Source organism: Geoalkalibacter subterraneus (genome assembly GCF_000827125.1).
Classification (GTDB): Bacteria; Desulfobacterota; Desulfuromonadia; order Desulfuromonadales; family Geoalkalibacteraceae; genus Geoalkalibacter_A; species Geoalkalibacter_A subterraneus.
Genome location: NZ_CP010311.1, coordinates 1,951,816 through 1,978,167 on the forward strand (window position 1 = coordinate 1,951,816; position 26,352 = coordinate 1,978,167).

Annotated in this window: 25 protein-coding genes and 1 tRNA gene; 23 read left to right on the forward strand and 3 right to left on the reverse strand. The window is 54.7% G+C overall.

The genetic code is table 11. The annotated features are described in order from the left end of the window. Positions 1-92: 92 nt before the first annotated feature. From pepN to GSUB_RS09015, 4 genes are all read left to right on the forward strand, one after another. A complete protein-coding gene (gene pepN / locus GSUB_RS09000) occupies positions 93-2,756 on the forward strand; it encodes an aminopeptidase N (RefSeq protein WP_200890132.1) in 2,664 nt (887 codons plus the stop codon). Continuing rightward, complete coding sequence (locus GSUB_RS09005; RefSeq protein ID WP_052464827.1) at positions 2,753-3,214, forward strand: NAD(P)H-binding protein; 462 nt, start codon at positions 2,753-2,755, stop codon at positions 3,212-3,214. The genes pepN and GSUB_RS09005 overlap by 4 nt, the downstream gene beginning before the upstream one ends. A 28-nt stretch (positions 3,215-3,242) precedes the next feature. Then, positions 3,243-3,464, forward strand: a complete 222-nt coding sequence (locus GSUB_RS09010; RefSeq protein WP_040200375.1) for a DUF2835 domain-containing protein — start codon at positions 3,243-3,245, stop codon at positions 3,462-3,464. A gap of 378 nt (positions 3,465-3,842) precedes the next feature. Further along, complete coding sequence (locus tag GSUB_RS09015; protein ID WP_052464828.1) at positions 3,843-4,691, forward strand: alpha/beta fold hydrolase; 849 nt, start codon at positions 3,843-3,845, stop codon at positions 4,689-4,691. 82 nt (positions 4,692-4,773) lie between these two features. On the opposite strand, the gene bioA is transcribed toward GSUB_RS09015, so the two are convergent. The 3 genes from bioA to bioB all read right to left on the reverse strand — a co-directional run bounded on the left by bioA (position 4,774) and on the right by bioB (position 8,017). Then, a complete protein-coding gene (gene bioA, locus GSUB_RS09020; RefSeq protein ID WP_040200376.1) occupies positions 4,774-6,117 on the reverse strand; it encodes an adenosylmethionine--8-amino-7-oxononanoate transaminase in 1,344 nt (447 codons plus the stop codon). 177 nt (positions 6,118-6,294) lie between these two features. Then, a complete protein-coding gene (gene bioD, locus GSUB_RS09025; RefSeq protein ID WP_040200377.1) occupies positions 6,295-7,044 on the reverse strand; it encodes a dethiobiotin synthase in 750 nt (249 codons plus the stop codon). Then, positions 7,028-8,017 (reverse strand): biotin synthase BioB, encoded by a 990-nt coding sequence (gene bioB, locus GSUB_RS09030; RefSeq protein ID WP_040200378.1) that lies wholly within the window; start codon positions 8,015-8,017, stop codon positions 7,028-7,030. Before bioB ends, bioD begins: the two co-directional genes overlap by 17 nt. A gap of 187 nt (positions 8,018-8,204) precedes the next feature. Here bioB and GSUB_RS09035 point away from each other — a divergent pair, with 187 nt between their 5' ends. The 19 genes from GSUB_RS09035 to GSUB_RS09130 all read left to right on the forward strand — a co-directional run bounded on the left by GSUB_RS09035 (position 8,205) and on the right by GSUB_RS09130 (position 26,332). After that, entirely contained in the window at positions 8,205-8,771 is a 567-nt protein-coding gene (locus GSUB_RS09035; protein ID WP_040200379.1) for a helix-turn-helix domain-containing protein, read from the forward strand. Positions 8,772-8,824: 53 nt separating this feature from the next. Next, on the forward strand, positions 8,825-9,391 hold the full coding sequence (locus GSUB_RS09040; protein ID WP_040200380.1) for a helix-turn-helix domain-containing protein: 567 nt from the start codon (positions 8,825-8,827) through the stop codon (positions 9,389-9,391). Between the two features lie 41 nt (positions 9,392-9,432). Beyond that, on the forward strand, positions 9,433-10,689 hold the full coding sequence (locus GSUB_RS09045; RefSeq protein ID WP_040200381.1) for a tetratricopeptide repeat protein: 1,257 nt from the start codon (positions 9,433-9,435) through the stop codon (positions 10,687-10,689). 131 nt (positions 10,690-10,820) lie between these two features. Further along, the gene (locus GSUB_RS09050) at positions 10,821-11,102 is read left to right on the forward strand and encodes an HU family DNA-binding protein (protein ID WP_040200382.1); all 282 of its coding nucleotides are present in this window, start codon (positions 10,821-10,823) and stop codon (positions 11,100-11,102) included. A 137-nt stretch (positions 11,103-11,239) separates the two neighbouring features. Next, entirely contained in the window at positions 11,240-11,776 is a 537-nt protein-coding gene (locus GSUB_RS09055; protein WP_040202343.1) for a gamma carbonic anhydrase family protein, read from the forward strand. 144 nt (positions 11,777-11,920) lie between these two features. Next, positions 11,921-13,423 (forward strand): OmpA family protein, encoded by a 1,503-nt coding sequence (locus GSUB_RS09060; RefSeq protein ID WP_040202345.1) that lies wholly within the window; start codon positions 11,921-11,923, stop codon positions 13,421-13,423. Then, on the forward strand, positions 13,420-13,899 hold the full coding sequence (locus tag GSUB_RS09065) for an OmpA family protein (RefSeq protein WP_040200383.1): 480 nt from the start codon (positions 13,420-13,422) through the stop codon (positions 13,897-13,899). The genes GSUB_RS09060 and GSUB_RS09065 overlap by 4 nt, the downstream gene beginning before the upstream one ends. Before the next feature lie 6 nt (positions 13,900-13,905). Then, entirely contained in the window at positions 13,906-14,400 is a 495-nt protein-coding gene (locus GSUB_RS09070; protein WP_040200384.1) for a cyclic nucleotide-binding domain-containing protein, read from the forward strand. Then, the gene (locus GSUB_RS09075; RefSeq protein ID WP_040200385.1) at positions 14,400-15,044 is read left to right on the forward strand and encodes a hypothetical protein; all 645 of its coding nucleotides are present in this window, start codon (positions 14,400-14,402) and stop codon (positions 15,042-15,044) included. Before GSUB_RS09070 ends, GSUB_RS09075 begins: the two co-directional genes overlap by 1 nt. A gap of 100 nt (positions 15,045-15,144) precedes the next feature. Then, positions 15,145-16,836, forward strand: coding sequence for a Na/Pi cotransporter family protein (locus tag GSUB_RS09080; protein WP_040200386.1), 1,692 nt, complete (start codon positions 15,145-15,147; stop codon positions 16,834-16,836). 159 nt (positions 16,837-16,995) lie between these two features. Next, on the forward strand, positions 16,996-18,759 hold the full coding sequence (gene iorA / locus GSUB_RS09085; RefSeq protein ID WP_040200387.1) for an indolepyruvate ferredoxin oxidoreductase subunit alpha: 1,764 nt from the start codon (positions 16,996-16,998) through the stop codon (positions 18,757-18,759). Continuing rightward, positions 18,752-19,348, forward strand: a complete 597-nt coding sequence (locus tag GSUB_RS09090; RefSeq protein ID WP_040200388.1) for an indolepyruvate oxidoreductase subunit beta — start codon at positions 18,752-18,754, stop codon at positions 19,346-19,348. The genes iorA and GSUB_RS09090 overlap by 8 nt, the downstream gene beginning before the upstream one ends. A gap of 18 nt (positions 19,349-19,366) precedes the next feature. Then, on the forward strand, positions 19,367-20,671 hold the full coding sequence (locus tag GSUB_RS09095; protein ID WP_040200389.1) for a phenylacetate--CoA ligase family protein: 1,305 nt from the start codon (positions 19,367-19,369) through the stop codon (positions 20,669-20,671). A 30-nt stretch (positions 20,672-20,701) separates the two neighbouring features. Then, positions 20,702-21,133 carry an ACT domain-containing protein gene (locus GSUB_RS09100; RefSeq protein ID WP_040200390.1) on the forward strand — a complete coding sequence of 144 codons (432 nt, stop codon included), beginning with the start codon at positions 20,702-20,704 and terminating at the stop codon, positions 21,131-21,133. 30 nt (positions 21,134-21,163) lie between these two features. Further along, positions 21,164-22,465 carry a phenylacetate--CoA ligase family protein gene (locus GSUB_RS09105; RefSeq protein WP_040200391.1) on the forward strand — a complete coding sequence of 434 codons (1,302 nt, stop codon included), beginning with the start codon at positions 21,164-21,166 and terminating at the stop codon, positions 22,463-22,465. A 67-nt stretch (positions 22,466-22,532) separates the two neighbouring features. Further along, positions 22,533-22,609, forward strand: a tRNA-Pro gene (locus tag GSUB_RS09110). A gap of 94 nt (positions 22,610-22,703) precedes the next feature. Beyond that, positions 22,704-23,144, forward strand: a complete 441-nt coding sequence (locus tag GSUB_RS09115) for a helix-turn-helix domain-containing protein (protein WP_040200392.1) — start codon at positions 22,704-22,706, stop codon at positions 23,142-23,144. 587 nt (positions 23,145-23,731) lie between these two features. Further along, positions 23,732-26,092, forward strand: a complete 2,361-nt coding sequence (gene hsdR / locus GSUB_RS09125; RefSeq protein ID WP_040200394.1) for an EcoAI/FtnUII family type I restriction enzme subunit R — start codon at positions 23,732-23,734, stop codon at positions 26,090-26,092. Positions 26,093-26,095: 3 nt separating this feature from the next. Then, positions 26,096-26,332, forward strand: coding sequence for a hypothetical protein (locus GSUB_RS09130; protein ID WP_040200396.1), 237 nt, complete (start codon positions 26,096-26,098; stop codon positions 26,330-26,332). Positions 26,333-26,352: the final 20 nt, after the last annotated feature.

Sequence of the window (26,352 nt, forward strand, 5' to 3'; positions counted from 1 at the left end):
TTGCGTAAAATGCCCATGAAGAAGATCCGGTGCGGGGCCGACCGGGTGCCCGTTCCGCCTCAAATCAGGCCTGCACATGCTCAGGAAAGGATATGATGAAAAAAAACAAAGCCCTCCGTCTTGAAGATTATCGCCCCGCTTCGTACCTGGTTGATTCCGTCGATCTTCGTTTCGAACTCGACCCTGCTGCAACGCTGGTGCGGGCAACCCTTGCAATGAGGCGCAATCCCGAAGCTGATGCGAAGGAAGATCAGCTCATCCTTAACGGAAAGCACCTGGATCTGCGCTCTATCCGCCTCGATGAACGGGAACTCGATACGGACCATTTCCAGGTTGATGATGAACACCTCGTTATTGAAGGCGTACCGCAGGCGTTCACGCTGGAAACAGAAGTGATCATTCATCCGGAAAAGAACACTGCGTTGGAGGGGCTGTATCTTTCCGGCGGCAATTTCTGTACTCAATGTGAGCCGGAAGGGTTTCGACGCATTACTTATTTCCCTGATCGCCCGGATGTCATGGCGACTTACCGGGTGACCCTGGTGGCCCAGCGAGAGCAGTTTCCCGTCTTGCTTTCCAACGGCAACCTGGTGGCTCATGGCGACCTTGACGCGGGGCGCCATTTTGCTGAATGGGAAGACCCCTTTCGCAAACCTTCCTATCTTTTCGCCCTGGTTGGCGGGAAGCTCTCCTGCCTGGAAGACAGCTATACCACAGCGTCGGGCCGTTCCATCACCCTTCAGGTCTATGCCGATGCACGCCATCTCGGTCAGTGCGCTCATGCCATGAAGTCGCTTAAACAGGCGATGCGATGGGATGAGCAGCGTTTTGGCCTGGAGTGCGATCTGAATCAGTACATGATTGTGGCCGCCGATGATTTCAATATGGGCGCCATGGAGAATAAAGGACTCAACATCTTCAATTCCAAATATGTTCTGGCAGCGTCGGAAACAGCCACTGATGCTGATTTCCAGAACATTACCAGTGTGATCGGCCATGAATACTTTCATAACTGGACCGGCAACCGCGTGACCTGCCGCGACTGGTTTCAACTCAGCCTGAAAGAGGGGCTGACCGTTTTTCGTGACCAGGAATTCAGCGCCGATATGACCGCGCGACCCATTCAGCGCATTTCGGATGCCCGCATTATCCGTGGTCCGCAGTTCGCGGAGGATGCAGGGCCCATGGCGCATCCGGTGCGCCCCCGTTCTTACGTGGAGATCAATAACTTTTATACCCTGACGGTGTACAACAAGGGCGCCGAAGTGAGCCGCATGATCCATACCCTGTTGGGGGAAAAAGCTTTTCGCGGCGGGATGGACCTTTATTTCCAGCGCCACGACGGACAGGCCGTGACCACGGAGGATTTCGTGCGCGCCATGGAGGATGCAAGCGGCATCGATCTGTCCCAGTTCCGCTTGTGGTATGAACAGGCAGGAACTCCCGAGGTCCAAGTGGAGCGTCACTACGATGCGGAGCAGAAACGTTATTGTCTCACCTTCACTCAAAGTTGTCCGCCGACGCCCGGACAACCTCGCAAAGAGCCGTTTCATATCCCCATTGCCGTCGGCCTGCTCGACCGTAAGGGACGCTCCATGCATCTGCAGCTTGAGGGTGAATCCAGGGCGAAGGAGACACGGGACAGGGTCTTGAGTCTGACCCGGACGCGCCAGACCTTTGAATTCGTGGATGTGAAGCAGGAGCCGGTCCCGTCGCTTCTGCGTGGTTTCTCGGCTCCCGTCAAGATGAAGTGTGATTATGCAGATGAAGAACTCGCTTTTCTGGCCGGGCATGATGAAGATGAATTCAATCGCTGGGATGCAGGTCAGCAGCTCGCCGTCCGCATTCTGCTGCGCCTGGTTGACGATCTGCGCGAGGGACGGCCGCTGCACGCAGATAATCGCCTGAGCGATGCCTTGCGGGACACCCTGGAGAACCCTCACCTTGACCGGGCCTTCAAAGCCCAATGCCTGATCCTGCCGGATGAAAACTACCTTGCGGACCAGATGGACGTTGCGGACCCCTCCGCCATTCATCACGCGCGTCAGTGGCTGAGAGAGCATCTGGCAGCCGATCTGCGCAAAACGTTTCTTAATACCTGGCAGGACAACCTCGAAGCCGATCCGAAACAGGTCGACGCGGCTACAGTCGGTCGGCGTTCTTTGAAAAATGCCTGTTTGAGCTATCTTTCACTGCTTGACGAAGAAATTTTTATCGAGCTGTGTGCCAACCAGGCGCAGCTGGCTCACAATATGACCGATGTTCTTGCTGCACTCGGCATCCTCACGCATCGGGACAGCCCCCAGCGCGAAGAGCAGATTGCCGCCTTTTATCGTCAATGGAAGAGTGAGCCGCTGGTCATCGACAAGTGGTTGAGCCTGCAGGCGCAGTCTTCGCTGCCGCAGACCCCGGAGATCGTCGAAAGTCTACTGCAGCATGAAGCCTTCAACATCAAGAACCCGAATCGCGTGCGTGCCTTGATCGGTGCCTTCTGTCAGGGAAACCCCTATCACTTTCATGCCGAGGATGGACGCGGATATGCGTTTCTGGCCGATCGGATCCTGGAGATCGATTCATTCAACCCGCAGGTGGCCGCAAGGCTGACGACACCGCTGGGACGCTGGCGGCGCTATGATCCCAAAAGACAGCAGATGATGAAGGCGCAGCTCGAGCGGATTGCCGCCCGGGAAGATCTTTCCCGCGATGTCGGCGAGATTGTCGAAAAAAGCCTGGCGTCCTCGGAGAGCGATTCATGAACGGCGTTTTTATTGTCGGCTGTGGAGGGCTTGGGAGAAAAGTCGCCGCACTCTGGCGGGAAAAAGGGGAGAGAGTAGCCGCCCTGGTGCGCAGCCCCACCCATGCGGAGAAACTGAAAGCGCTGGGTATGGAGGTGGTCGAAGGCGATCTTGATTGGCCGGAGTCCCTGAAAGACCTGTCCTTGAACGAGAAGCTGGTGTACTACTTTGCGCCGCCTCCCTCTACAGGGATAGAAGATTCGCGCATGAAGTCGTTCTGCAATACAGTGTTGGCTCATCAGAAACCGGAGCGGTTGGTTTACGTCAGCACCAGCGGGGTTTACGGCAACCGGAACGGAGCTTGGGTCGATGAGAGTGCATCGCTGGCGCCTGCCACCGACCGGGCCCACAGACGTGTTTCCGTCGAGCAGACTCCCGGATCTTCTTTCCGGTCTCAATGCCTGCCGAGAGCAAGGTGAATAATATTGATTCCTTCCTGAGAAGCCCATGTTCGTGACCTATTTTCGCGTTGACCTGTCGGCGGAAGACTATCTGCGTTACTACAAGGGAACTGCTCGATTCATTCAGGTGCGAGCCGAAGACGGCCGCAGGGTGCGTCTGCCGGCGGGCAATCTGCGTTCCTTCGTCACCGCCACCGGCATTCATGGGCGCTTCCGATTGTGCTTCGATGCATCTCATAAAATCATCAGCATCGACAAGGTGGGATAACCCGCAGTTTTTCCATATAGGATAAATTAAACAAAAAGTGTTTTGCAGAAATGCGAAATCTTTTCGCCGAATTGCATAAAAATAGAATAATGCCTGCCTGGCAATAGCTTAGATCGAATATTATAAAGTTGTTTCTAGATATAAAATTGAAAGCCTGAATATTTTTGCAATACAGCAAAGAACGAATCCCACCCTTCAAGATCAAAGTAGAACGCCCCAGGTGTCCGAAAACAAAGGCTATATACGATTTTAAAACTGTATTTTAAAATTTGGTACAGCTATTGCTCTTTCCTGAAGAAACGATTTTCAGAGCCACACGGCAATGGGCAACCCTTGCAGACGGCTGGCATCTATAGACGCAACGGGCGGGAGGAGCGCATGAAAGCAAATATCAACGGGACACAGATCGGGTACGACGACTTTGGAAAAGGACCGGCGGTGCTGTTTGTCCACGGTTACCCCTTGAACCGGAAGATGTGGCGCAAGCAGGTGGAGCCACTGGTGGCTGACGGTTTCCGCGTCATTCTGACCGACCTGCGTGGTTTCGGTGAAAGTGACATGGGGGCCGAAAGTTCGGAGGGACTGTCCACGTACAGCGACGACCTTGTGGGACTGCTTAATTACCTGGGAATCGGTCGAGCAGTGGTGTGCGGCATCTCCATGGGAGGATATGTCCTTTTCGATCTTCTTGAACGCTATCCTCAGCGCGTGGTCGGGGCCTGCTTTGTCGTGACGCGGCCGGTGGGCGACGATGTTCAGGAAAAAGTCAAGCGCGCTGAACTGCGAGCCGCTCTTGAAGCGGGCGAGACCGACAAGGTGCGCGAGGCCTTCCTGCGGGTGATGATGACACCGGGGAAGAGAAAATCACGTTCAGCGGATATGCGCGAAGTCTGCGAGTGGGTTCGCGGAGCCGACCCTCGCAGCCTGGCGGCCGGGCTGGAGGCAATCGGCCGGCGTAAAGACTACACGCCGATTCTGAAGAACCTCTCTCTGCCGACCCTGGTAGTCGGGGCCGACCAGGATCAGGCGATGCACCCGCGCCACTCGGACCTTTTGGCCAGCCGTCTTCCCAATTGCTTTCGGTCAGTCAGCCTCAAAGGCGGGCACTTGGTCAACCTGGAAAAATTCCAGGCCTTCAACAAACATCTGCTGGAATTTTTACGCGGCATCGGTCCGGAACCGGAGACCGATGACGAGGACGAGGAATTTATCGACCAACCTGTTTGAGAAACCGTGAGGAGTGAGGCGAAAAATACTCACTCCTCACTTTTCATCCCTCGCGGGCCGAAGGCTGACAGCCATCGGCCAATCACGTCACGTCATTGAGACATTCCCAGGCCACTTCCACCACATTCTCCAGCACATCCAATTCAATATTAAGCGGCGGCATGAAGTAAATGACATTCCCCAGGGGGCGCAGAAGCGCACCTTTGGCCAGCGCCTTGCGGAAGAACTGGTATCCGCGGCGTTCCTGCCAGGGGTAGGGGGTATTGTCTTTCTTGTCGGCGACCATCTCAATGGCCGTCACAAAGCCGCAGCGACGCATCTCTCCCACATGGGGATGGGCCTCGAAGCGCTGTCGCGCGTGATCGAGCAGAGCCATGCGCGGCTTGAGGTTTTCCAGAATATTCTCCTGTTCAAAAATATTCATGACTTCCACGGCTACGGCGCACGCCAGCGGGTTGCCGGTATAACTGTGGGAATGCAGGAACGCCTTGAAGGATGAATAATCATCGTAGAAGGCTTCGTAGATTTCATCCTGCGTCATCGCCACCGACAGGGGGAGGTAACCGCCGGTAATCCCTTTGGACAGGCAGAGGATGTCAGGGCTTGTGCCGGAATGTTCGTTGGCGAACAGCTTGCCGGTCCGGCCGAAACCGACGGCGATCTCGTCGGCAATGTAGTGAACTTGATAGCGGTCGCACAGGGTCCGCAGTTTTTCAAGATAAACCGGCGGATACATGCGCATGCCTGCCGCACATTGAATCAGGGGCTCGATGATGACCCCGGCAATCTCTTCGTGGTGTTCGGCCACCGTCTGTTCCATCGGTGCAAAGCACTCGGCCTGGCAGCGGTCGCGATGCAGGCCGTAGGGGCAGCGAAAGCAGTCGGGGCCGGCTACCTGGAATCCCTGCATCAGGATCGGCTGGTAGATCTGTCGGTAGAGATCGCAGCCGCTGACCGCCAGCGCTCCCAGGGTTTCGCCGTGATAAGCGTCGGAGATTGAAACAAAGCGGGTTTTGCCCGGCTTGCCTGACTGCTGCCAATACTGGAAGCTCATCTTCAGGGCAACTTCCACCGCTGCGGAGCCGTTGTCGGCAAAAAAGACGCGCGTCAACCCCTCGGGGGCTTTTTCCACCAGCCGCCGTGAAATCTCGACTGCCGGTTCATGGGTGAAACCGGCAAAGATATGATGGGCGATCTTCTCCGACTGCTCGCGCAGAGCGCGGTTGAGCCGCGGATTGTTGTGTCCGAATAGGTTGACCCACCAGGAAGAAACCGCATCGACGATGCGTTCGCCCTCCGGAGTGATCAAATACGACCCTTCGCCACGCGCGATGGGGATCGGCGGGAAGTCTTCATGGTCTTTTTCCTGGGTGCAGGGGTGCCAGACATGACGGCGATCGAGTTGAATGAGCTGTGATGTATCCATGGAACAGAACCTCTTTGAAAAACTTTTATCGGCACCTCGTGGGTTTGCAGTTCCCATGACAAGGGTGTTTGGCGCCAGGGATGGCGCCAATCAAACGGCCAGGGATGGCGAAAAGTGGCCCTTGTCATGGGAACTGCAAACCAACGACAAACAGTTATTATCAGTTGAGTTTGGCGATCAGGCCGAACCGATCTCGGGCCAGGCCAGGTTGCGGCGCAGCACCTTGTAGGTGGGCAGGGACGCAAGCTGGTCACTGAGATTTTTCACTTTCTGCCGATCATCATCCTGCGGTGCGTTGTCGAAAACACCCAGCAGGTCCGCAGAAGCCAGCGCCGCAAGGGTGTGCGGGGTGTCTGCCAAGGCTTTGTCGGGATGCAGCGGCATGTTGTTGACCAGGAAACCGGCTGTGGGCAGAGCCATCTGCCGAGCGGTAAAGAGAGTCAGCAGGGTATGATTGATGGTGCCAAGCGTAGGGCGGCACACCACCATCAGCGGCAATTCCATGGCGCGGACCAGGTCGGCGATGAGCAACCCTCCGGCAATGGGCACCATCAGCCCGCCGGCCCCCTCGACAATCACGAAATCGTGGCTGCGTCGCAGTTGACGGCTCGTTTCCACCAGGTGGCCGAAATCGATGAAGGTTTTTTCCATTTCAGCCGCCATGGAAGGGGCAAGGGGGGCGCACAGGCGAACGGGGGCGACCTGGTCACGCGGGGCGGAGGTCTCGCTCGCCCATCGAAGCAGCGCTGCATCGAGGCCTTCTTCTGCGGGATTTTCCACCCCGGTTTCAAGGGGTTTCATCACGCCGACGCGCAGTCCCAGCTTACGCAGGTGCTGCGCCAAGGCGGCGGCGACCAGGGTTTTCCCGACTCCGGTATCGGTGCCGGTGACGAAAACACCGGGACAAAGATCAATGTTTGCAGACATCGGTTTGAACCTCCGCATCCTGAAGCAGAAGCATGTCGGTTTGCAGATCGCGTCCGGAGGTGGTCAGGTAGTTGCCCACCATGGTGCCGCTGGCGCCGGCCATGAAAATCCAGGACTGCAGTTCGCGCAGGTTGTGCTCGCGCCCCCCGCACACGGCGATTTCTTTGGTCGGCAGCATGTAGCGGAACAGGGCAATGATACGAATACAGTCCATCGGGGTCAGCTCGGAGGCGTTTTCCAGCGGGGTGCCCGCAACCGGGTTGAGAAAATTGAGCGGTACTGAATCCACATCGAGTTCGCGCAGCGTCATGGCCAGTTCGACCCGTTGTTCAAGACTTTCCCCCAAACCGAACAATCCGCCGCAGCACACTTTCATGCCCGCTTTTTTGGCCAGACGGACCGTTTCGACATCCTGCTCATAATCATGAGTCGTACAGATCTGCGGAAAAAAAGAGCGCGCCGTTTCAAGATTGTGGTGATAGGTGACGCAGCCTGCTTCAGCCAGAGCCCGGGCCCATCCTTCGTCCAACAGGCCAAGAGAGGCCGAAGGCGCGATGTTGGTTTCCCGGCGAATGCGTCGCAATGATTCCAGAATCCTGTCCATTTCAGCACCTTTTTCAATCTGGGTGCCGCTGGTGACGATTCCATAGCAATGGGCTCCACGTTTGGCGGCTTCATGGGCCCCGGCCACAAGCTCTTCTTCGCTTTTCAGCGGGTAGATGGCGGCTTGTGTCGCATGATGAGAGGATTGAGCGCAGAAGCGGCAATTCTCGCGGCATTGCCCTGACTTGGCGTTGATTATGGAACACAGGTGCACCCGGTCGCCAAAGGTTTTTTCCTTCAGAAAATGGGCTCCTGCCAGAAATTTGCTCAGCTCGGCACCGCGAGCCTGCAGAATGGCCAAGCCATCTTCGGGCTGCAGGGGGTGGCCGGAAAGTAGTTTATCAAGAACAGGATTGTCCAAAATCAAAATGGAAACCTCCTTTGTGAAATGGCTGCCCGTCGGATTATAAAGAAGTTGTCCCGGTTGTCAACCGGCGAGCTTCCTTTGGTTGACAACCGGCTTACCATTTGTGGACTTCTTTTTCTCATATCGTATTGACAGTTTTCCGCATAAATGATAGAACGACATTTTATTACTACTCGGGGGATAATGTACCATGGTAAAGCACCTGATCGGCAAAAAGCTTAAAACCACCCGCCTGCGCAACGATATGACGATTCAGGAACTTGCGGCGAAATCGCGTGTATCGTCAAACATGATTTCACGCATAGAGCGTGGATTGACCATCCCTTCGGTTGAAATCCTGATGAAGCTCGCCGATGCCTTCGGCATGAGTATCAGTTATTTCGTCGAGGAAGCCGAAAAGGGCACCGTCGTGGTGCGCACCGAACAACGGCGCGGCGAACCGATTTTCTTTTTCGAGGACAAGCACCAGATTACCAGCCTGACGCATGGCATCAGGGACCCGGGCTTCACAGTTTTCTGCGACACTCTCGACGAAGGGTGCAGCAGCGGGGAAGGGGGGATGGTGCATAATGGTGAAGAATTCGCCTATGTGCTCAAGGGGCGTGTCAAATTTGTCATCGAAGATGAGCCTCAGGTTCTCGAAGAGGGTGACTCTATCGTATTCAAAGCATCGCTGCCCCATCGCTGGGAGAATGTTTACCCCGGACAGACCGAGATCTTATGGGTTGTTTCACCGGCTCCCAATGTCTCGCAGTGATGAACTTCGGATTGTTCACAATTTAATAAAGCTATCAGCAAGAGGCCGAACGCATGCGCATCAAGAAAATCGTCGGGAAGAAGCTCAAGGCTATCCGCCTGAAAAATGATATGACGATTCAGGAGCTTGCAGAGAAATCGGGGGTTTCCTCGAACATGATCTCGCGTGTGGAGCGTGGGCTGACAATCCCGTCCGTCGAGATCCTGATGAAGCTGGCCGGTGTTTTCGATAAAAGCATCAATTATTTTGTCGAAGAAGTCAGCACCACCCATGAGGTCGTCTTTACCTCGCCCGGACACCGCGACAAGACGGTGTATGATGATGAAAACAATATGCACACTGAATCGCTGACTTCGGGATTGCGCGATCCACAGTTCATGTCTTTTCTCTGCACCGTTCCCGAAGGGGGCACCAGCGGTCATAAAAACATGTTTCACCCGGGAGATGAGTTGATCTATATTATGGAGGGTACCCTGCGCATCTCTATCGCTGGAGAGAAGCACGTTCTCAAGCCTGGAGACAGCCTTTCGTTCAAATCTCATCTGCCCCATCGATGGGATAACATCGGCGAAGGTGAAGCGAAGGTTCTCTGGACACTGTCGCCCTTTACCATCATCTGATATCGACTCCATTCTCTCTTCTACAACGGAATTCATTTCTCATGGTTTTATCGCGTCTTTTCGGCAAAAAAGATCCCTTTTCCAAACTGCAGAAAGCCTACAACGAGAAGCGCTGGGCCGATTGCCTCAGGCTGGGCGAACAGGTCGATCTCTCAAATCTCGATAAAACACAGGCCGCTGAAGCGTCAGGCATGCTCGACAGAGCCGGCGATGCACTTTGCCGGCTCAATACTGATGAAGGTGCGGCCTGCCTGAGGACCGGTGATCTCCAAAAAGCGCGGGAACATTTCGAGCTGGCGCAGAAACAGGCACGCAGCGAAGAGATGCGGCACAAGGTTGAAGGTCTTCTGGCTGGAGCTGACTGGGATGAAGAGCCCCAGCCTGCTGCCGCAGCAGGTGGGTGCGCGGGCGGCAGCTGTGGTACGCATGCCGGAGAGGCAGTGGAACAGGGTGAACCCCAGGAGCTCGACGAAGATTCTCACCTTGAACTCATCCTGTCTTCCTATCCCGCCGAACTGATTGAGCGCTACCTCGAAAAATCAGCCGTTTTCCGTCAGGCGTTTCTTGCCGCCCATGACGGGCGGGACCAGGAGTCTCTCGATGGCTTTGACCAGGTGGATGAGGCCGAGCGGGACGAACTCTATTTTTATGAGCGTGGTCTGGTCAGGGACCGCCTGGGGGATTTCCCCGGCGCGAATCGCGATTTAAAAAAGGCGCGTTCTCTCAGCGAAAATCATGGTCAGGCTCTGGTCAGCCTTATTGCCCTTCATTGGCGAAACGGCGAGCATGATGAGGTTGAAACGCTCGCCCATCAAGGCATTGAATCAGGAATCGCAGCGGGCTTTTGTTTGGGGCGCATGGCTGCGCTGCGACTGAGCCAGGAGCGACTTGAAGAAGCGCTCGAATTTGGTCGTCGGGCCATGTCGCAGGGAGCGGTCGATCTTGAAACGACTCTGGTCACTGCTGCGGCGCTTGAGAAATCGGGGAGACTCGATGAGGCGGAGAATGTTCTCGCGTCTATCAGCACGGGGGGCTGCGGAGGGGGCCGTCAGGTTTCGCCCTACCTGGCTGAGTTCTGGCTGCGGCATGGACGCAACATGGATAAGGCGATCGACGCCTTCAATCAGGCCGCACGAACTGAGCCGGGAAATCCGCGCTGGATTTTTCGGGTAGGCGAAGCCTATCTGGCCAAGGGGTGGAAGAAGGAAGGGCGGACTCTGCTGGAAAGGGCGCTTCTCCAGCCTTCCCTCGATCCGCAATTGGCGGCGCAGGGTAAAAAGTATCTCAGTGATGATTGAGGCGGTTGACACCTTTGGGTGGGGATGTATAGTTTTTTTGACAGCGGTTTTAGGTGGTTAGCAGCGAATTCAGGCTTGGGGGCCGGTTTCGTGCAAAACCTCGATAACAACCCCCTTCCCCAGGAGATTTCATGAACAAGTCAGAACTGGTGGAAAAGTTGGCTGGCAAAAAAAACCTGACGTACAAAAAGTCTGAGGAGATCGTTAACCTCATCTTTGATTCCATGACCGAAGCCCTGATCAATTGCGACCGTATTGAAATTCGTGGGTTCGGTAGTTTTGTCGTCAAGGATTATCGTGATTATATGGGCCGCAACCCGAAAACAGGTGAGGTCATTCACGTCAAACCCAAAAAATTGCCGTTTTTCAAGGTCGGCAAAGAACTGCGCGAGCGCGTCAACAAGCAGCATTAAGTCACCGTTCGACACCACGCTCCAAGTCCTCATGCCGGAGCGGATGGTGAAATTTTCTTTAAAGCGACCCGGAGAGGCCAGCAATGTGCTTCTCCGTTTTTTTGTGTCAACATTCTGCGCTGCAGGGAGAAAATGTCATGATTTTACCGTTTTTTGAAAAACTTCCCCAATTGAAGGGCGAAGTTTTTATTGAAAAAAGCGCCCGGGTTATCGGTGATGTCAATCTGGGCGATGGTGCCAGCATCTGGTTCAACGTCGTGGTGCGCGGTGATGTCAATTATATCCGCATCGGAGATCGAACCAATATTCAGGATGGCTCTGTCGTTCATGTGACCCGTGACACCCACCCGACGATCCTGGGGGATGACGTTACCGTTGGACACAATGTGACGCTTCATGGCTGCATCATCGGCAATCGGGTTCTGGTGGGAATGGGGGCGGTGGTTCTCGATGGCGTCGAAATCGGTGATGATTGTATTATCGGTGCCGGTTCCGTGGTAGCCCCCGGGACAAAAGTTCCCGCAGGGCATCTGATACTTGGGAATCCTGGCCGCGTCAAAAGGCCATTAAAATCTTCGGAAATTTCTCACCTTAAGGTTTCTGCGGACAATTACATTCACTATATGCGGCAATATCTTTCCATGACGGAAGAAGGGTGCGGAAAGATTGGTTGATTTTATTTTCTCAAAAGACTAAGATGGCGTTAATTATTTGGGATATATAATTGCCGCCACATCTCGTGTTTAGCGGGCGCCTCTACGGGCGAAAACTTGGTCTGAGGAACCGTGAAAACAACCTCCCGGGAAAAAATCTCGCATATGCCGGCACTTATTCTGTGCCTGCTGCTGTTGTTTTCTGCCATCTACTCAAAGACGGCTGAAGCTGTGCCCACCGTTTCCGGAGGCACGGGTCTGCTGACACAGCCAAGTGCCCAGACGCTTGACGCCGGCAATATCAGTTTTGGGCTTTGGTATCATCAAGCCAACGGACCATCGGGCTCTGCACGCACTGTCCCCGTCGCCATGACCCTGGGCCTTGGATCCTTTCTTGAAGTCTACGGCGCATACCCCAACCTCCTCTTCAACGACGACGACCTCAAGAGCGGCCGCGGCAATATTCAACTCGGATTCAAGGCACGTGTCTTCGGTAAACGCGCAGACCTTTTTCGCATCGCCATTGATCTGCAGGGACGACGTTCCGTGTCCGACAACCCAGACCTGGATGGAATCAACAGCTATCAGGCGCGCATCATTGCCAGTTTTAAAAAGGAACGTTTCGGGTTGCATGCCAATATGGGCTATCGTTTCAACGATGATCCCGGCACGACCGCTGAGTTCGATGATCAATTGGTCGCAGGCTTCGGTTTAGAGTTCGCGCCTTTGACACGTCTTCGGGTCATGGCCGAGATGGAATTTGCGACGGAAAAAATCGAAGGAGAGGGTGAAGAGGGGGAGGTGACACTGGGGTTTCGATATTTTCTTTCACCTCACTTGACTCTGCATGCCGCAATGGGGTTCGGCATCCTTGACGCAAGCCCTGATTGGCGGACCCTGCTCGGTTTCTCCACCTCCCAGGGGGTCGGAACCTACCTCAAACCCGTACCGCGCATCATTCAACCCGCCGACGAAAAAGATGACGCTGAAGCCTCTGCCTCCGATGCGGCCTCGACCAAAAAGATCCGGCCCTTGTCGCCTCTGCTTGCCGGGCAGGTCAAACCCCGCAAAGTAGGTCAGGTGGAAAAGCTGGAAGTCCCCGTTGAAGCCAAGATGGAAGAGATCATGCTGACAAAGCAGGAGAGTTTCCACGAGCAGGCTCCCTCGGCGGTCAAGACGCATTCCCTCAACCCTCTGACCCCAATGAGCGTACCCGGGCCAAGTGCGGTTGAGGACAAGCCGCGCAAAATCTTGAAGGAAGAGGGTGAAGATTCCGCCGACCCATCCATCCCGGCCTTTGTTTACCGCAAGTTCAGGCTGCCTGAACTCAGCTTTGATTTCGACCAGTGGACCCTCTCAGATGAAGGGAAAAAAGCGCTGTCGGAGATCGTCGCCAGCCTGCGTGAAGATACACGCTGGTTCTTTCTGCGGATTGACGGGCATACCGACGACATCGGCTCTGACCGATATAATATGAATCTTTCGCTGCAACGTGCGATTTCCATGGGCAGCTATCTTGTTGATCGTGAAGGGATTGACGCTGATCGTATCTTTGTCAAGGGATTCGGTGAAAGCAGACCGGTCGCAAGCAATGAAACAGAGGAGGGGAGAAGCCAGAACCGCCGGGTGGAAATCCTGGTATTGGTCCCCAGGGAATCATGGCATTGAAATCCAGACTGAATGTAGTATTCACCTGTTTTTTACTGCTGCCTTCAATGGTCTTTGCCGAGGCGCAAAGTCGACCACGGGCAGTGGATGATTTTTTCGCCAATCGCGAAATCCTTGCTACGGTCTATTTTACAGTTGGATCAGCCCAGTTGAACCGGGCTGGGGAGCAGGTTCTTGACAAACTGGTGCCGGAAATTGAACAGCTTGATCCAGATGTTCATCTTGTGCGCATAGAAGGAGTACATCCCCGCAAGGATCATGATAGAATGACTGAACTGGCTATGTTGCGGGCAAAAACCATTCTCGAATATCTGCATCATCGGCTGACGGTGCCGGTTGATCTGACCCTGACCGGAAGTTCTCCTTCACCGGAGGTTCGCCGGGCAGGACGCAGCCAGCACCGCGCGGATATTGTTGTTTATGACAACCTGTTCGATCCGCATACGGCGGACACAAACGAGGCTCTTTCACGGTGATCGCTTATGAAACTTGAAGCGTTGGATGATGTGCGGGACAGCGCTTTTTTCAAAGGGCTGGAAGATGGTGATCTGGCCTTGCTGGCCGAATCTTTCCAGGAAAAGGAGTTGCAGGAAGGGACGACCGTGTTTATTGAAAATATGCCCGGCGAGACCCTGTATCTGATTAAATCCGGAGCGGTGCGGATCACCAAAATGATGGCCGAAAGGGAGGACAAGATCGTTCTTGTGCTTGGCCCCGAAGAAGTCTTTGGTGAGTTGGCGATCATAGCCGGCGGGCAGCGCACCGCCACGGCCCGGGTTGCAGAAGGCGGCACCCTGCTCAGCCTTTCCCGTGGTGATTTCGATACACTGTGTGAACGCCACCCGCGTCTGGGAATCAAACTTGTCCGCAATATTGTTGAAGTTTTCAGTCGGCGTGTTCGTGAGAGCGAACAGGATTATTACGACATGCTGCGCTGGGCCATGCGCCGGAATTCTTCCTCGAAGGAGAATCGTTGATGAGAAACTGGCTGATTATCCCCTTTGTCTTTCTTTTCCTGTGCTCCTGTGCCGGAGTAAATGTCGTGCCCAAACCCGGCCCCGGGATGCAACTTGACGAGACATCCGGGAATCTGGCCATGTCACGCAACAACCTGACCGTGACTGCGCGGATACAGGATTTACAGGTTCGCCCGTATCAGGCTGCGGACAACCTGTGTTCCTTTTTTGTGACGATCCGCAACGATGGGGAGACCTCCAGAGAGATCCTCGCCGAAAACTTTCTTCTGATTGACGAGAACGGCACCCAGTATCGCAGCATTCCACCCTCTGAAGTGCTTGAGATCCTCTCCCGGGATTCCTTTTACCTCATTCCTTACCCTTACGTTGGCTTCTACTATCTTGAAGATTCCGTCAAAGTGGGCCAGTTTTCGCAGTTTGACAGCTCCCTTCCGTATTTTCCGCAACGCTACCCGCAGGAGCTTCATACAGCGGCTCTTCCTTCGGAGAAACGACTTCTGCCCGGAAACAGGCTGGAAGGGCAGATCTATTTCATTGCGGACCTCACCCGGATGAAATCGTTTGAACTGCAATTCGATCCACAGGGGACATCGGATTCCCCCGGGCCCGAATTTTCCTTCTCCTTTTCCGTTGAAAAAAAATAATCGATTCGCTATAGTCGGGCCGTTTTTCGGGTACTGACTTCACATAATTCAGACACCTGCCAAGTATTTGATAAATATACAAGGTGGGTAGGAGACCCCCATGTCGGATCTTTTCAACCAGGCTCTTATTTTTGGAGTGCTGGGCGGCCTTGGTCTTTTTATCTTCGGCATGCGCACGATGTCGGAGGGCCTGCAGAAAATCGCCGGCGAACGTCTTCGTCGGATTCTTGCCGCCCTGACCAATAACCGCATTATTGGAACCCTGGTCGGCATCGGGGTAACCGCTCTCATTCAGTCCTCAAGCGCGACCACCGTTATGGTGGTCGGTTTTGTGAATGCCGGGATGATGAGTCTGGTGCAATCCATCGGGGTTGTTCTAGGCGCCAACATCGGCACAACTATCACAGCGCAGTTGATTGCGTTCAAAATCACGCACTTCGCCCTGCCCGCCATCGGAATCGGGGCCGGCCTCAAAATATTTTCCAAGAGAAATCGAAAGCTTACATATACCGGGGAAATTCTCCTGGGCTTCGGCTTGATCTTTTTCGGTTTAAGCGTCATGAAGGACGCCTTCGACCCGATTAAAGACAGCGAATATTTCCGCCAACTGTTTCTGTTGATCGGCGACAACCATCTACTCGGGGTGTTGGTGGGCGCCATTTTGACGATGCTCGTTCAAAGCAGTTCTGCAACGATGGGCATTACGCTGGCGCTTGCCAGCAGCGGTCTTTTGACCTTCGAAGCCAGTGTCGCCCTGATTCTTGGCGAGAATATCGGCACCACGATCACGGCCAACCTTGCCGCTCTCGGCACCAACCTTGCCGCACGCCGTACCGCCCTGGCTCACTTTCTGTTCAATTCTATCGGCGTCCTATACATGCTGATTCTCTTTCCATTTTTTCTCAGCATTATATCATTCATCACCCCAGGGGATGCCGATCTGGTCATTCAGACCCAGCAGCAGGCCCAGCAGTTCGGGATGGAGCTTGGGGATAAGCCCTATATCGCCCGCCATATCGCAAACACGCATACTCTGTTCAATATCATCAATACCCTCATTTTCCTGCCTCTGGTTGGAGTTCTCGCGACGATAACGACCTGGCTGATCCGTGGGACCGAATCTCAGGTTGATCTGCGCCCGAAATTCATCGACATGAGGGTTCTCAATACGCCGCCCATTGCGTTGGGACAGGCGCGTGCCGAAACTCGCCGCATGGCTCAACATGCCCTGGAGATGCTGAAGGAAACCAATCTTTACGTCCAGGATGCCGATGACAAGCGCCTGGAAGGTCTGGAGCAAAAAGAAGAGGCTGTCGATATCCTGCAGAAGGAAATCACCGATTTTCTGGTGGCGCTTTCACAGCAGTCAATTGCCTCGCAGACCTCTCGTGACATTGCCTCGCTGATGCATATGGTCAATGACCTTGAACGTATCGGAGATTACTGCGAGAAAATCTGGCTTCTGGCACAACGCAAGAAATCTCAGAAGATCTCATTTTCTGAAACGGCGAAGGAAGATATCAAGCGCATTGCTGATCAGACCCACGATTTCCTTGCCTTCATTATCGGGGCGCTGGAGCGTGAAGATAAATCCGTTATGGAAAAGGCCGAATTCTTCGAAAAATCCATTAACCAACTGGAAGAAACCTATCGCAACAATCACATCGCCCGTTTAAACACAGGTGAATGTGCAGTTCTTCCCGGCCTGGTCTTCATTGACATGCTGCACAGTTTCGAGAAAATCGGCGACCACACCTTCAACGTCACCAAAGCTCTGGTTGGTTACCGGTAGCTCACATGTTTATCGGACCGGCGTTCTCTGTCTGAGCGACGCCGGGTCAGTTTCTCCCACCTGAATCAATTGACATGCCGCACCGGTTGATTTATATTCCCATTTCCATTTATCTCTGAAAAATTCAGCGCTTGAGTCCGCGCGCCGGAAAGGAATCGCATGGAAAAGACCATTCTGTCGGGCAATGAGGCCATCGCTCGCGGGGCCTACGAAGCCGGCGTCGGGGTGGCATCAGCCTATCCCGGCACCCCCAGTACGGAAATTCTGGAAAATATCATTCGTTATCCCTCGATCGACGCGTCCTGGGCACCCAATGAAAAAGTGGCCCTTGAAGTAGGCATCGGCGCCAGCTTTGGTGGGGTTCGAGCCCTGGTGACGATGAAACATGTCGGCGTCAATGTGGCTGCCGACCCGCTTTTTACCCTGTCCTATTCAGGTGTGCGCGGCGGGCTTGTCCTGGTCGTCGCTGACGACCCGGAACTGCATTCCTCCCAGAACGAACAGGACAGCCGCCATTACGCGCGATTCGCCAAAGTGCCCATGTTCGAGCCGTCGGACAGCGAGGAAGCGCGCCTTTTTACCCGCCTTGCCTTTGAGGCGAGTGAGCGCTTCGACACTCCCGTGATGCTGCGCACCACCACGCGCATCTCACATTCCAAGTCGATTGTTCACCCCGATGACAACGTCCTGAAACCGGCCAAGGCGGATCTGCACCGCGACCCGGCAAAATTTGTCATGCTGCCCGGAAATGCCCGCAAACGTCACTATTTCGTTGAACAACGGCTCAAGGATATGGCGCAGTGGTCCTGCGAGCAGGACTTCAACCGCATTGAGGAGGGGAGCGACAAGGTCGGTGTCATCACCTCTGGGATTGCCTATCAGCATGCCAAGGAAGTCCTCCCCGAGGCATCGGTACTCAAACTCGGCCTGATTCACCCGCTGCCGAAGGATCTGATCCGTCAATTCGCTAAGCGCTTTGAAACTCTTTACGTCATTGAAGAGCTTGATCCTTTCATTGAAGAGCAGGTGCGGGCCATGGGCTTCGCGGTCCACGGCAAGGACAAGCTTTCGGTGTGCGGTGAGTTGACTCCCGGGCGCGTCGCCGAGGGGATTCTGGGACAGCCGATTCCTCATGCCTTCGAGCACAAGGAGGAACTCCCGCAGCGGCCGCCTAACATGTGCCCGGGCTGCCCCCATCGCGGTGTCTTTCATGCGCTCAACCGTCTCAAGGCGTATGTCACTGGCGATATCGGCTGCTACACGCTAGGCTTTATGCCCCCGCTTTCTGCGATGGACACCTGCATTTGCATGGGCGCCAGCATCGGCAACGCTTCCGGCCTGGCCCGCGTGCTTTCTGAGGAGCAGCGTCAGCAGGTGGTCGGCGTGATCGGCGATTCCACGTTCCTGCACACCGGCGTCAACGGCCTGATGGAGATGGTTTACAATGATGCCGCTGCGACCGTGATCATTCTGGACAACAGTACCACCGGCATGACAGGGCGGCAGGACCATCCCGGAACCGGATACAAGCTCAAGGGCGATACCGCTCACAAGGTTGATCTGGTTGGGCTGTGCCGCTCCATCGGCGTCGAGCATGTGCATGTGATCGATCCCTATGAGATGGATGCGACACGCGATCTGATCAAACGCGAGATGGCGCGTCCTGCAGTGTCAGTCATCATTACGCAGCGTCCCTGCATGCTGCATAAGCGCGACATTCTCGAAAAACGGCCGCCGCTTTTTGTCGATGCCGACAAGTGCACAGCCTGCAAGGCCTGCCTGAGCCTGGGCTGTCCTGCCATCAAGTGGAATCCTAAAGGCGGAGCCAAGGGGCTCGCCGAGGTGGACAAAATGCTGTGCGTGGGCTGCGGCGTCTGCCAGCAGGTCTGTAAATTCGGTGCATTTGGAGTCTGTGATGAGTAACGGGGTGCAGAACATTCTGTTGGTTGGCGTCGGCGGGCAGGGAACCCTTCTTGCCAGTGAAATTCTCTCTGAAGTGCTGATGCTCAGCGGCTACGACGTTAAAAAGGCCGAGGTTCACGGCATGGCGCAACGAGGAGGGAGCGTGGTGTCCCACGTTCGGTTCGGTTCCAAGGTTTATTCACCGATCATTCCCGAAGGGCAGGCCGACATCCTGTTCGGTTTCGAACTTCTTGAAACCTACCGCTACCTGCCGTTGCTGAAGAAAGACGGCCAGGTGGTGGTCAACGATTTTGAAATCGCCCCGCCCGGGGTTGCCCTCGGCAAGCAGGAATACCCTGCCGATATTGCAGCTCATATCAAAGAGACGTTTCCTCGCAGCTGCGTTGTTGAGGGAATTGTGCTTGCGAAAGAGGCCGGCAACATGCGTACCGTGAACACGGTTCTGCTCGGCAGCCTTTCGACCATGATGGATATTGACCAAGGTCTGTGGTATCAAGCCCTGACCAACATGGTGCCGCAGCGCTTCCTCGAAGAGAACATTCGCGCATTCGAGCTTGGACGTCAGGCCCAGCGCAGCCGTTCGGACTGAAGAAGGAGATTTGCCGATATGATCTGGAACGACGAGTTTGAAACCCTGCCGCGAGAAGCAATTGAATCCCTTCAGTTCAAGCGGCTGCGTCAGACCCTCGACCGGGTGAACGCCACAGTTCCCTTTTATCGGGAACATTTTCGCAAAAACGGCGTCAACCCCGATATGCTCAAGAGCCTCGATGACCTTCGGCGCTTTCCGTTCACCTACAAGCAGGATATGCGCGACAACTACCCCTACGGGCTGTTCGCCGTGCCTCTTGACCAGATCGTCAGGATCCACGCCAGCTCAGGCACTACCGGCAAGCCGACGGTCGTCGGATATACCCGGCGCGACATCGAAACCTGGTCTGAGTTGATGGCCCGCTCTTTCGTGGCGGCAGGCGCGCACCAGGGCGATGTCATTCATAACGCCTATGGCTATGGGTTGTTTACCGGCGGTCTTGGGGCTCATTACGGTGCGGAAAAACTTGGAGCATCGGTCATCCCCATGTCGGGCGGTAACACCAAAAAACAGATCATGATCATGCAGGATTTCGGCTCCACGGTACTGACCTGCACTCCGTCCTACAGCCTGTTCCTGGCGGAAACCGCGGCTGAGATGGGTCTCGATATGCGTGATTTCAAGGTGCGCATCGGCATTTTCGGAGCCGAGCCCTGGAGCGACAAAATGCGCGATGAAATCCAGGGAAAATGCAATCTGACCGCCATCGACATTTATGGACTTTCCGAAATTCTCGGCCCCGGCGTCGCCATCGAATGCCACCAGGCGCAGCACGGCCTGCATATCTGGGAGGATCACTTCCTTCCCGAAATCATCGATCCCGAAACGGGAGAAGTCCTGCCGGACGGTGAAAAAGGCGAGCTGGTCATTACTACCATCACCAAAGAAGGTATTCCGCTGATCCGCTACCGCACCCGCGATATTACCCGTCTGATTTCCGAACCCTGCATCTGCGGGCGGACACATAAGCGGATCGAACGCCTCAGCGGGCGCAGCGACGATATGCTCATCATTCGCGGCGTCAACGTCTTCCCCTCACAGATCGAAAGTGTTCTGATCACCATTGAGGGGGTCGAGCCTCACTACCAACTGATTGTCGATCTTGACGAAAATCTCGACACCCTGGAGGTCCAGGTGGAGGTCAATGAAAAGACTTTCTCCGACGAGATCAAGGTGTTGCAGGATCTGTCCAATCGCATCCGTAAGGAAATCAAGGATCTTCTCGGCGTGACCTGCAAAGTGCGGCTCGTCGAGCCCAAAAGCCTTGCCCGCAGCGAGGGCAAAGCCAAGCGCGTTATCGACAACCGGCCGCAGCGCTGATTCCAGGTTCAAAAAAGGGAAGGGGGAGACATGAAAGTCGAACAGATTTCCATTTTCATCGAGAATAAATCGGGGCGGCTTGCCGAAGTCACTGATGTCCTGGGCAAAGCTGGAGTGAACATCCGTGCTTTGTCTTTGGCGGACACCTCAGATTTCGGCATTCTTCGTCTGATTGTCGACAAAACCGATCAAGCGCAGAAAGCTTTGAAGGAAAAAGGCTTTACCGTCAATAAAACGGAAGTGGTCGCGGTGGAAGTTCCCGATCGTCCCTCCGGTCTGTGTGGCATCCTTCAGATCCTCGACTCGGCCGGAGTCAATGTCGAGTATATGTATGCATTTGTCGAACGCTGCGGTCAGAATGCTGTTATCATCTTCCGGTTCGATGACACTGAAGGCGCCATTCGGGTGCTGACTGAAAAAGGGGTCACCGTGCTGGCCGGAGAACGCGTCTACTCCATGTAAGACCGCAATGTGTAAGAAAAGGCCTGTTGTATGATGATATGGGATCCCGACCGGGAATGTATGGCGCGCGAGCCCCTGGAAGCTCTTCAGCTGGAGGAGTTACAGACGACTCTTGAGCGGGTTTACCGTCATGTGCCGTGCTACCAGAAGAAGTTTCTTGAATACGGCGTCAGCCCGTCGGATCTGACCAGCCTGTCCGATCTGGCAAAATTCCCCTTCACGACCAAAGAAGATCTGCGGCTTAACTATCCCTATGGGATGTTTGCGGTTCCCCTGCGGGAAGTTGTACGCATTCACTCATCGTCCGGAACGACCGGAAAGCCGACTGTGGTCGGCTACACCCGCGCCGATCTCGACAACTGGACCGAACTGGTCGCTCGCATGATGACCGCTGCCGGCGTGACCGCCGATGACATCGTGCATATCGCCTTCGGTTACGGGCTGTTTACCGGCGCATTCGGCCTGCATTACGGCGCAGAGCGAATCGGCGCCTCGGTCATTCCCATCTCCAGCGGCAACACCGAAAAGCAGATCATGATCATGCAGGATTATCAGTCCTCAGCATTGGTCTGCACCCCCTCCTATGCCTTGACGATCGCCGATCATCTCCAGAAAATGGGGATCTCTCCCGACAGTCTCAAACTGCGTATCGGTCTTTTCGGGGCCGAACCCTGGAGCGAGGAGATGCGCCGCGAGATCGAGCAGCGCCTGGGCGTTCTGGCTACCGACAACTTCGGTCTCTCCGAGGTTATGGGACCCGGTGTCGGCGGAGAGTGTGAATACAAACGCGGCATGCACATCGCCGAAGATCACTTCCTGGCCGAAATCATCGACCCCCAGACGGGCGAAGTTCTACCGCCCGGCTCGGTCGGCGAGCTGGTGCTGACCACCCTGACCAAGCAGGCGTTCCCGATGATCCGCTATCGGACGCGCGACATCACCCGCCTGCATTACGAAAAATGCAAATGCGGCCGCACCATGGTCCGCATGGAAAAGACCCGCGGACGCTCCGACGACATGCTGATCGTCAAGGGCGTCAATGTCTTTCCCACTCAGATCGAAGAAGTACTCTTCCAGGTGGAAGGATGCGCACCCCACTACCAGTTGGTTCTCGACAGGGAAGGGCACACGGATTCCCTTGAGGTGCAGGTCGAGGTCAACGAGAAGATCTTTTTCGACGAGATGAAAAAGCAACGTGAATTCGTCGGCATGGTGGAAAAGCGACTGGCTGCAATGCTCGGTCTACGGGCCCGTGTCAAGTTGGTGGAACCCTCTTCAATTCCCCGTCATGAGGGCAAGGCCAATCGCGTCATCGACCGGCGCAAGACGTGAATAATACACAGATGTTTTTGCTTGACATTTCTGACCGAATCCAACATAATCCCGACGCATTGGTTGACGGGGCGTAGCGCAGCCTGGTAGCGCACCTGCATGGGGTGCAGGGGGTCGGAGGTTCAAATCCTCTCGCCCCGACCAACTAAATCAAGCACTTAGGCCGATCCTTGGATCGGCCTTTTTGCGTTTTTGGCTCGAAAATTTTGCTCTGCAACAAGTATCGAAAGGAAAAATCATGAACACAGCAACGGTGATGCAAATCGAGAATTCGTTTCTGTCGATTTTTGAAAAAACTCAGCGAGCCCTTGAAATAAAGACGGATGATGATTATCAGTTCGCCCTGGATCTTCTTGAGCAGCTCATGACGAAAGCCGAGGATAGGGAAGGAGAACCGTTACTTCACCTAATAAATATCGTTGCTGATGCTATCGAGGGCTACGAAAGCAGCCTTGAGAACATTCAGCGGTTTGATCAAGAAGTTGATGCCATTGACCCTGGCGTATCGACCTTGAGGGTTTTGATTGACCAGTACGGTTTGACCTATTCAGATCTGAAAGATGAGATAGGGGGGAAGTCTCTTGTCTCTCAGATCTTGAGCGGATCAAAGAGTTTGACCAAGGCCCATATTGCTAAATTATCAAAACGGTTCAACGTCAGCCCGCAACTGTTCTTTTAACGAAATGCAATGAATGGAAATCCAACCAATCACTCGTTTTGAAATTAAGGCAGAAATTCAGAAAAACCAACCAGAGGATAGATTTATCTGAAGGAAGGATCAATGGTCAGAATACGTTATTTCCAACGAAAAGGAGGGTGGTGTGCTGTAACGCGTGGTGGTTACAGTTGCGGAGGATTCTCCGACCTCTTCTGCGTGCAGGCTGCTCGGCCCCGGGCCAGGTGCTGATTACGCCATAGAGATCGAGAGCGTCGATCACCTGGTTGAGAAGTTCACTGACACTGAGATCGGCGGGCGCCTCCTTGAGGGGGCGCAGTTTCCGCCCTTCAGGGCTCGTGAGATAATAGGCGCGCCCGCCAGTGAGTAAACCAGATCAGATTTTCGTTCACGTAGCTGGAAAAAATCTCTTATTGACTAAGTATTGAAATAAATTTAAGTTTATTGTGTGAATTTTTTTTGCCTGGCTCAGGCACGGTGGGGAAAATGCCCAGATACATCAAGTTAGGTTTTTGCTTATTTGAATAAGCCGCCCGGCACTGGAAATCCAGGCTAGCGGCTTTTTTGCGTTTTTTAGAGGGCAGGGCAGGATGTCAAAGAAAGACTTTTCCGAGCGCGACATCTGCACCAAATATATCACTCCGGCCATTCAGGCCGCCGGCTGGGATGTCCACGTCCAGGTGCGCGAAGAGGTGACCTTCACGAAAGGTCGCATCATCGTCAAGGGCAAGCTGCACACCCGCGGCAAGGCCAAGCGGGCCGATTACATCCTTTACCACAAACCCAATATTCCTGTTGCCGTTATCGAAGCCAAGGACAACAGTCATGCTGTCGGCGATGGCATGCAGCAGGCTCTCGATTACGCCGAAATTCTCGATGTTCCCTTTGCCTTCTCCTCAAACGGCGACGGCTTCCTGTTTCATGACCGCACCGGAATGACCAACCCCATAGAAAAAGAGGTCGATCTCGGGGCCTTCCCATCACCGGGAGATCTCTGGCTGCGTTACAAGGCCTGGAAGGGAATAGGTGGCGAAACCGAAAAGATCGTCGATCAGCCCTATTTCAGCGATGGCAGCGGCAAGGAGCCGCGCTATTACCAGCGGGTGGCGATCAACCGGGCGGTCGAGGCCATCGCCCGGGGGCAGGATCGCGTCCTGCTGGTCATGGCCACCGGCACCGGCAAGACCTACACTGCCTTCCAGATCATCTGGCGGTTGTGGAAATCTCGCTTGAAAAAACGCATTCTCTTTCTTGCCGACCGCAATATCCTGGTCGACCAGACCAAGACCAACGACTTCAAGCCCTTCGGCCAGGCCATGACCAAGATCGAAAAGCGCCAGGTCAACAAGGCCTACGAAATTTATCTTTCGCTCTATCAAGCGGTCACCGGCAACGAGGAAGAGAAGAATATCTACAAGCAGTTCTCCCGCGATTTTTTCGACTTGGTGGTCATCGACGAATGTCATCGCGGCAGTGCTGCGGAAAACTCGGCCTGGCGCGAGATTCTCGACTATTTCTCCAGCGCTACCCACATCGGACTGACCGCCACGCCAAAAGAAACCAGAGACGTTTCCAACATCCACTATTTCGGCGAGCCGATCTATACCTATTCCCTCAAGCAGGGTATCGAAGACGGATTTCTCGCCCCTTACAAAGTCGTGCGTATCGACCTCGACAAAGATCTCACCGGTTGGCGCCCCGAGCAGGGTAAGGTCGACAAGAGCGGCGCGCTCATCGAAGACCGCATCTACAACCAGAAGGACTTCGACCGCAATCTCGTCCTGGAGAAACGCACCGATCTTATCGCCCGCAAGGTATCCGAATTTCTCAAGGGGACCGATCGCTACGCCAAGACCATCGTTTTCTGCGAAGACATCGACCATGCCGAACGCATGCGCCAGGCCCTGGTCAACCACAACGCCGATTTGACCGCCGAAAACAGCCGCTACGTCATGAAGATCACCGGGGATGACAATACCGGCAAGATGGAACTGGACAACTTCATCGACCCTGAAAGCCGTTACCCGGTCATTGCCACGACCTCACGGTTGATGAACACCGGCGTCGATGCCCAGACCTGCAAGCTCATCGTGCTCGACCAGACGATTCAGTCGATGACCATCTTCAAGCAGATTATCGGCCGCGGCACCCGCATCAATGAGGATTACGGCAAATTCTATTTCACTATCATGGATTTCAAAAAGGCCACCGAGCTTTTTGCAGATCCGGCTTTTGATGGTGAGCCGGTACAGATCTACGAACCCGGTCCTGATGAATCACCTGTGCCGCCGGAAGAGCCCGATAATGCGGATGAGGATGAAAAATCCGAGCCTGAACCTCCCTCGCCCGATCCACCTGGGGAAGGGGAGCCCCCTGGTGAGCCACGGCGCAAGTATGTCGTCGACGATGTCGAGGTCTTCGTGGCCGCTGAGCGCGTGCAGTATTACGGCAAGGACGGCAGGCTGATCACCGAGTCCCTGAAGGACTTCACCAAGAAAACCGTCCGCAAAGAATTCGCCTCGCTGGACGATTTTCTGCGCAAGTGGAACAGCGCCGAGAAAAAACAGGCGGTCATAGCCGAACTCGAAGAGCAGGGCGTACTGCTCGAAGCTTTGGCAGATGAAGTCGGCAAGGACTTCGGTCCCTTCGACCTGATCTGCCATGTGGCTTTCGACCAGCCCCCGTTAACCCGCCGCGAGCGAGCGGAGAAGGTCCGCAAGCAAAACTACTTCACCAGATACGGCGACCAGGCGCGAGAGGTTTTGAACGCTCTCTTAGATAAATATGCCGACGAGGGCATCGAGAACATCGAGGACGTTAAGATCCTCCGAATTCAGCCCTTCGACAAATTCGGGACTCCCATCGAAATCGTCAAGTCTTTCGGTGGGCGCCGGGAGTTCGATCAGGCCATCCGCGACCTTGAGCGGCACCTTTATGATTCGGTCTCTTGAGCCATGAGTTTTATATCCGAAGACGAGGGCGATGTATCCCTGCTGCTGCAAGAGAAGGGTGTGCCTTCCGTCCTCGATGAAATCCACCAGGGCGATGTTGTGGTCTTTAAGCGAGTTGGTCCGCTGGCAGTCAACCTGAGGTTTTATTCCGCAGAGGGCCACCGCGGATATACCAGTTCCAAATTTCGCATCGGCAGAGGCGCGGAGCTTGAAACCATCAATCTTTCCCTGTTGACCTGAATACCCGGTTTCGCAAATCC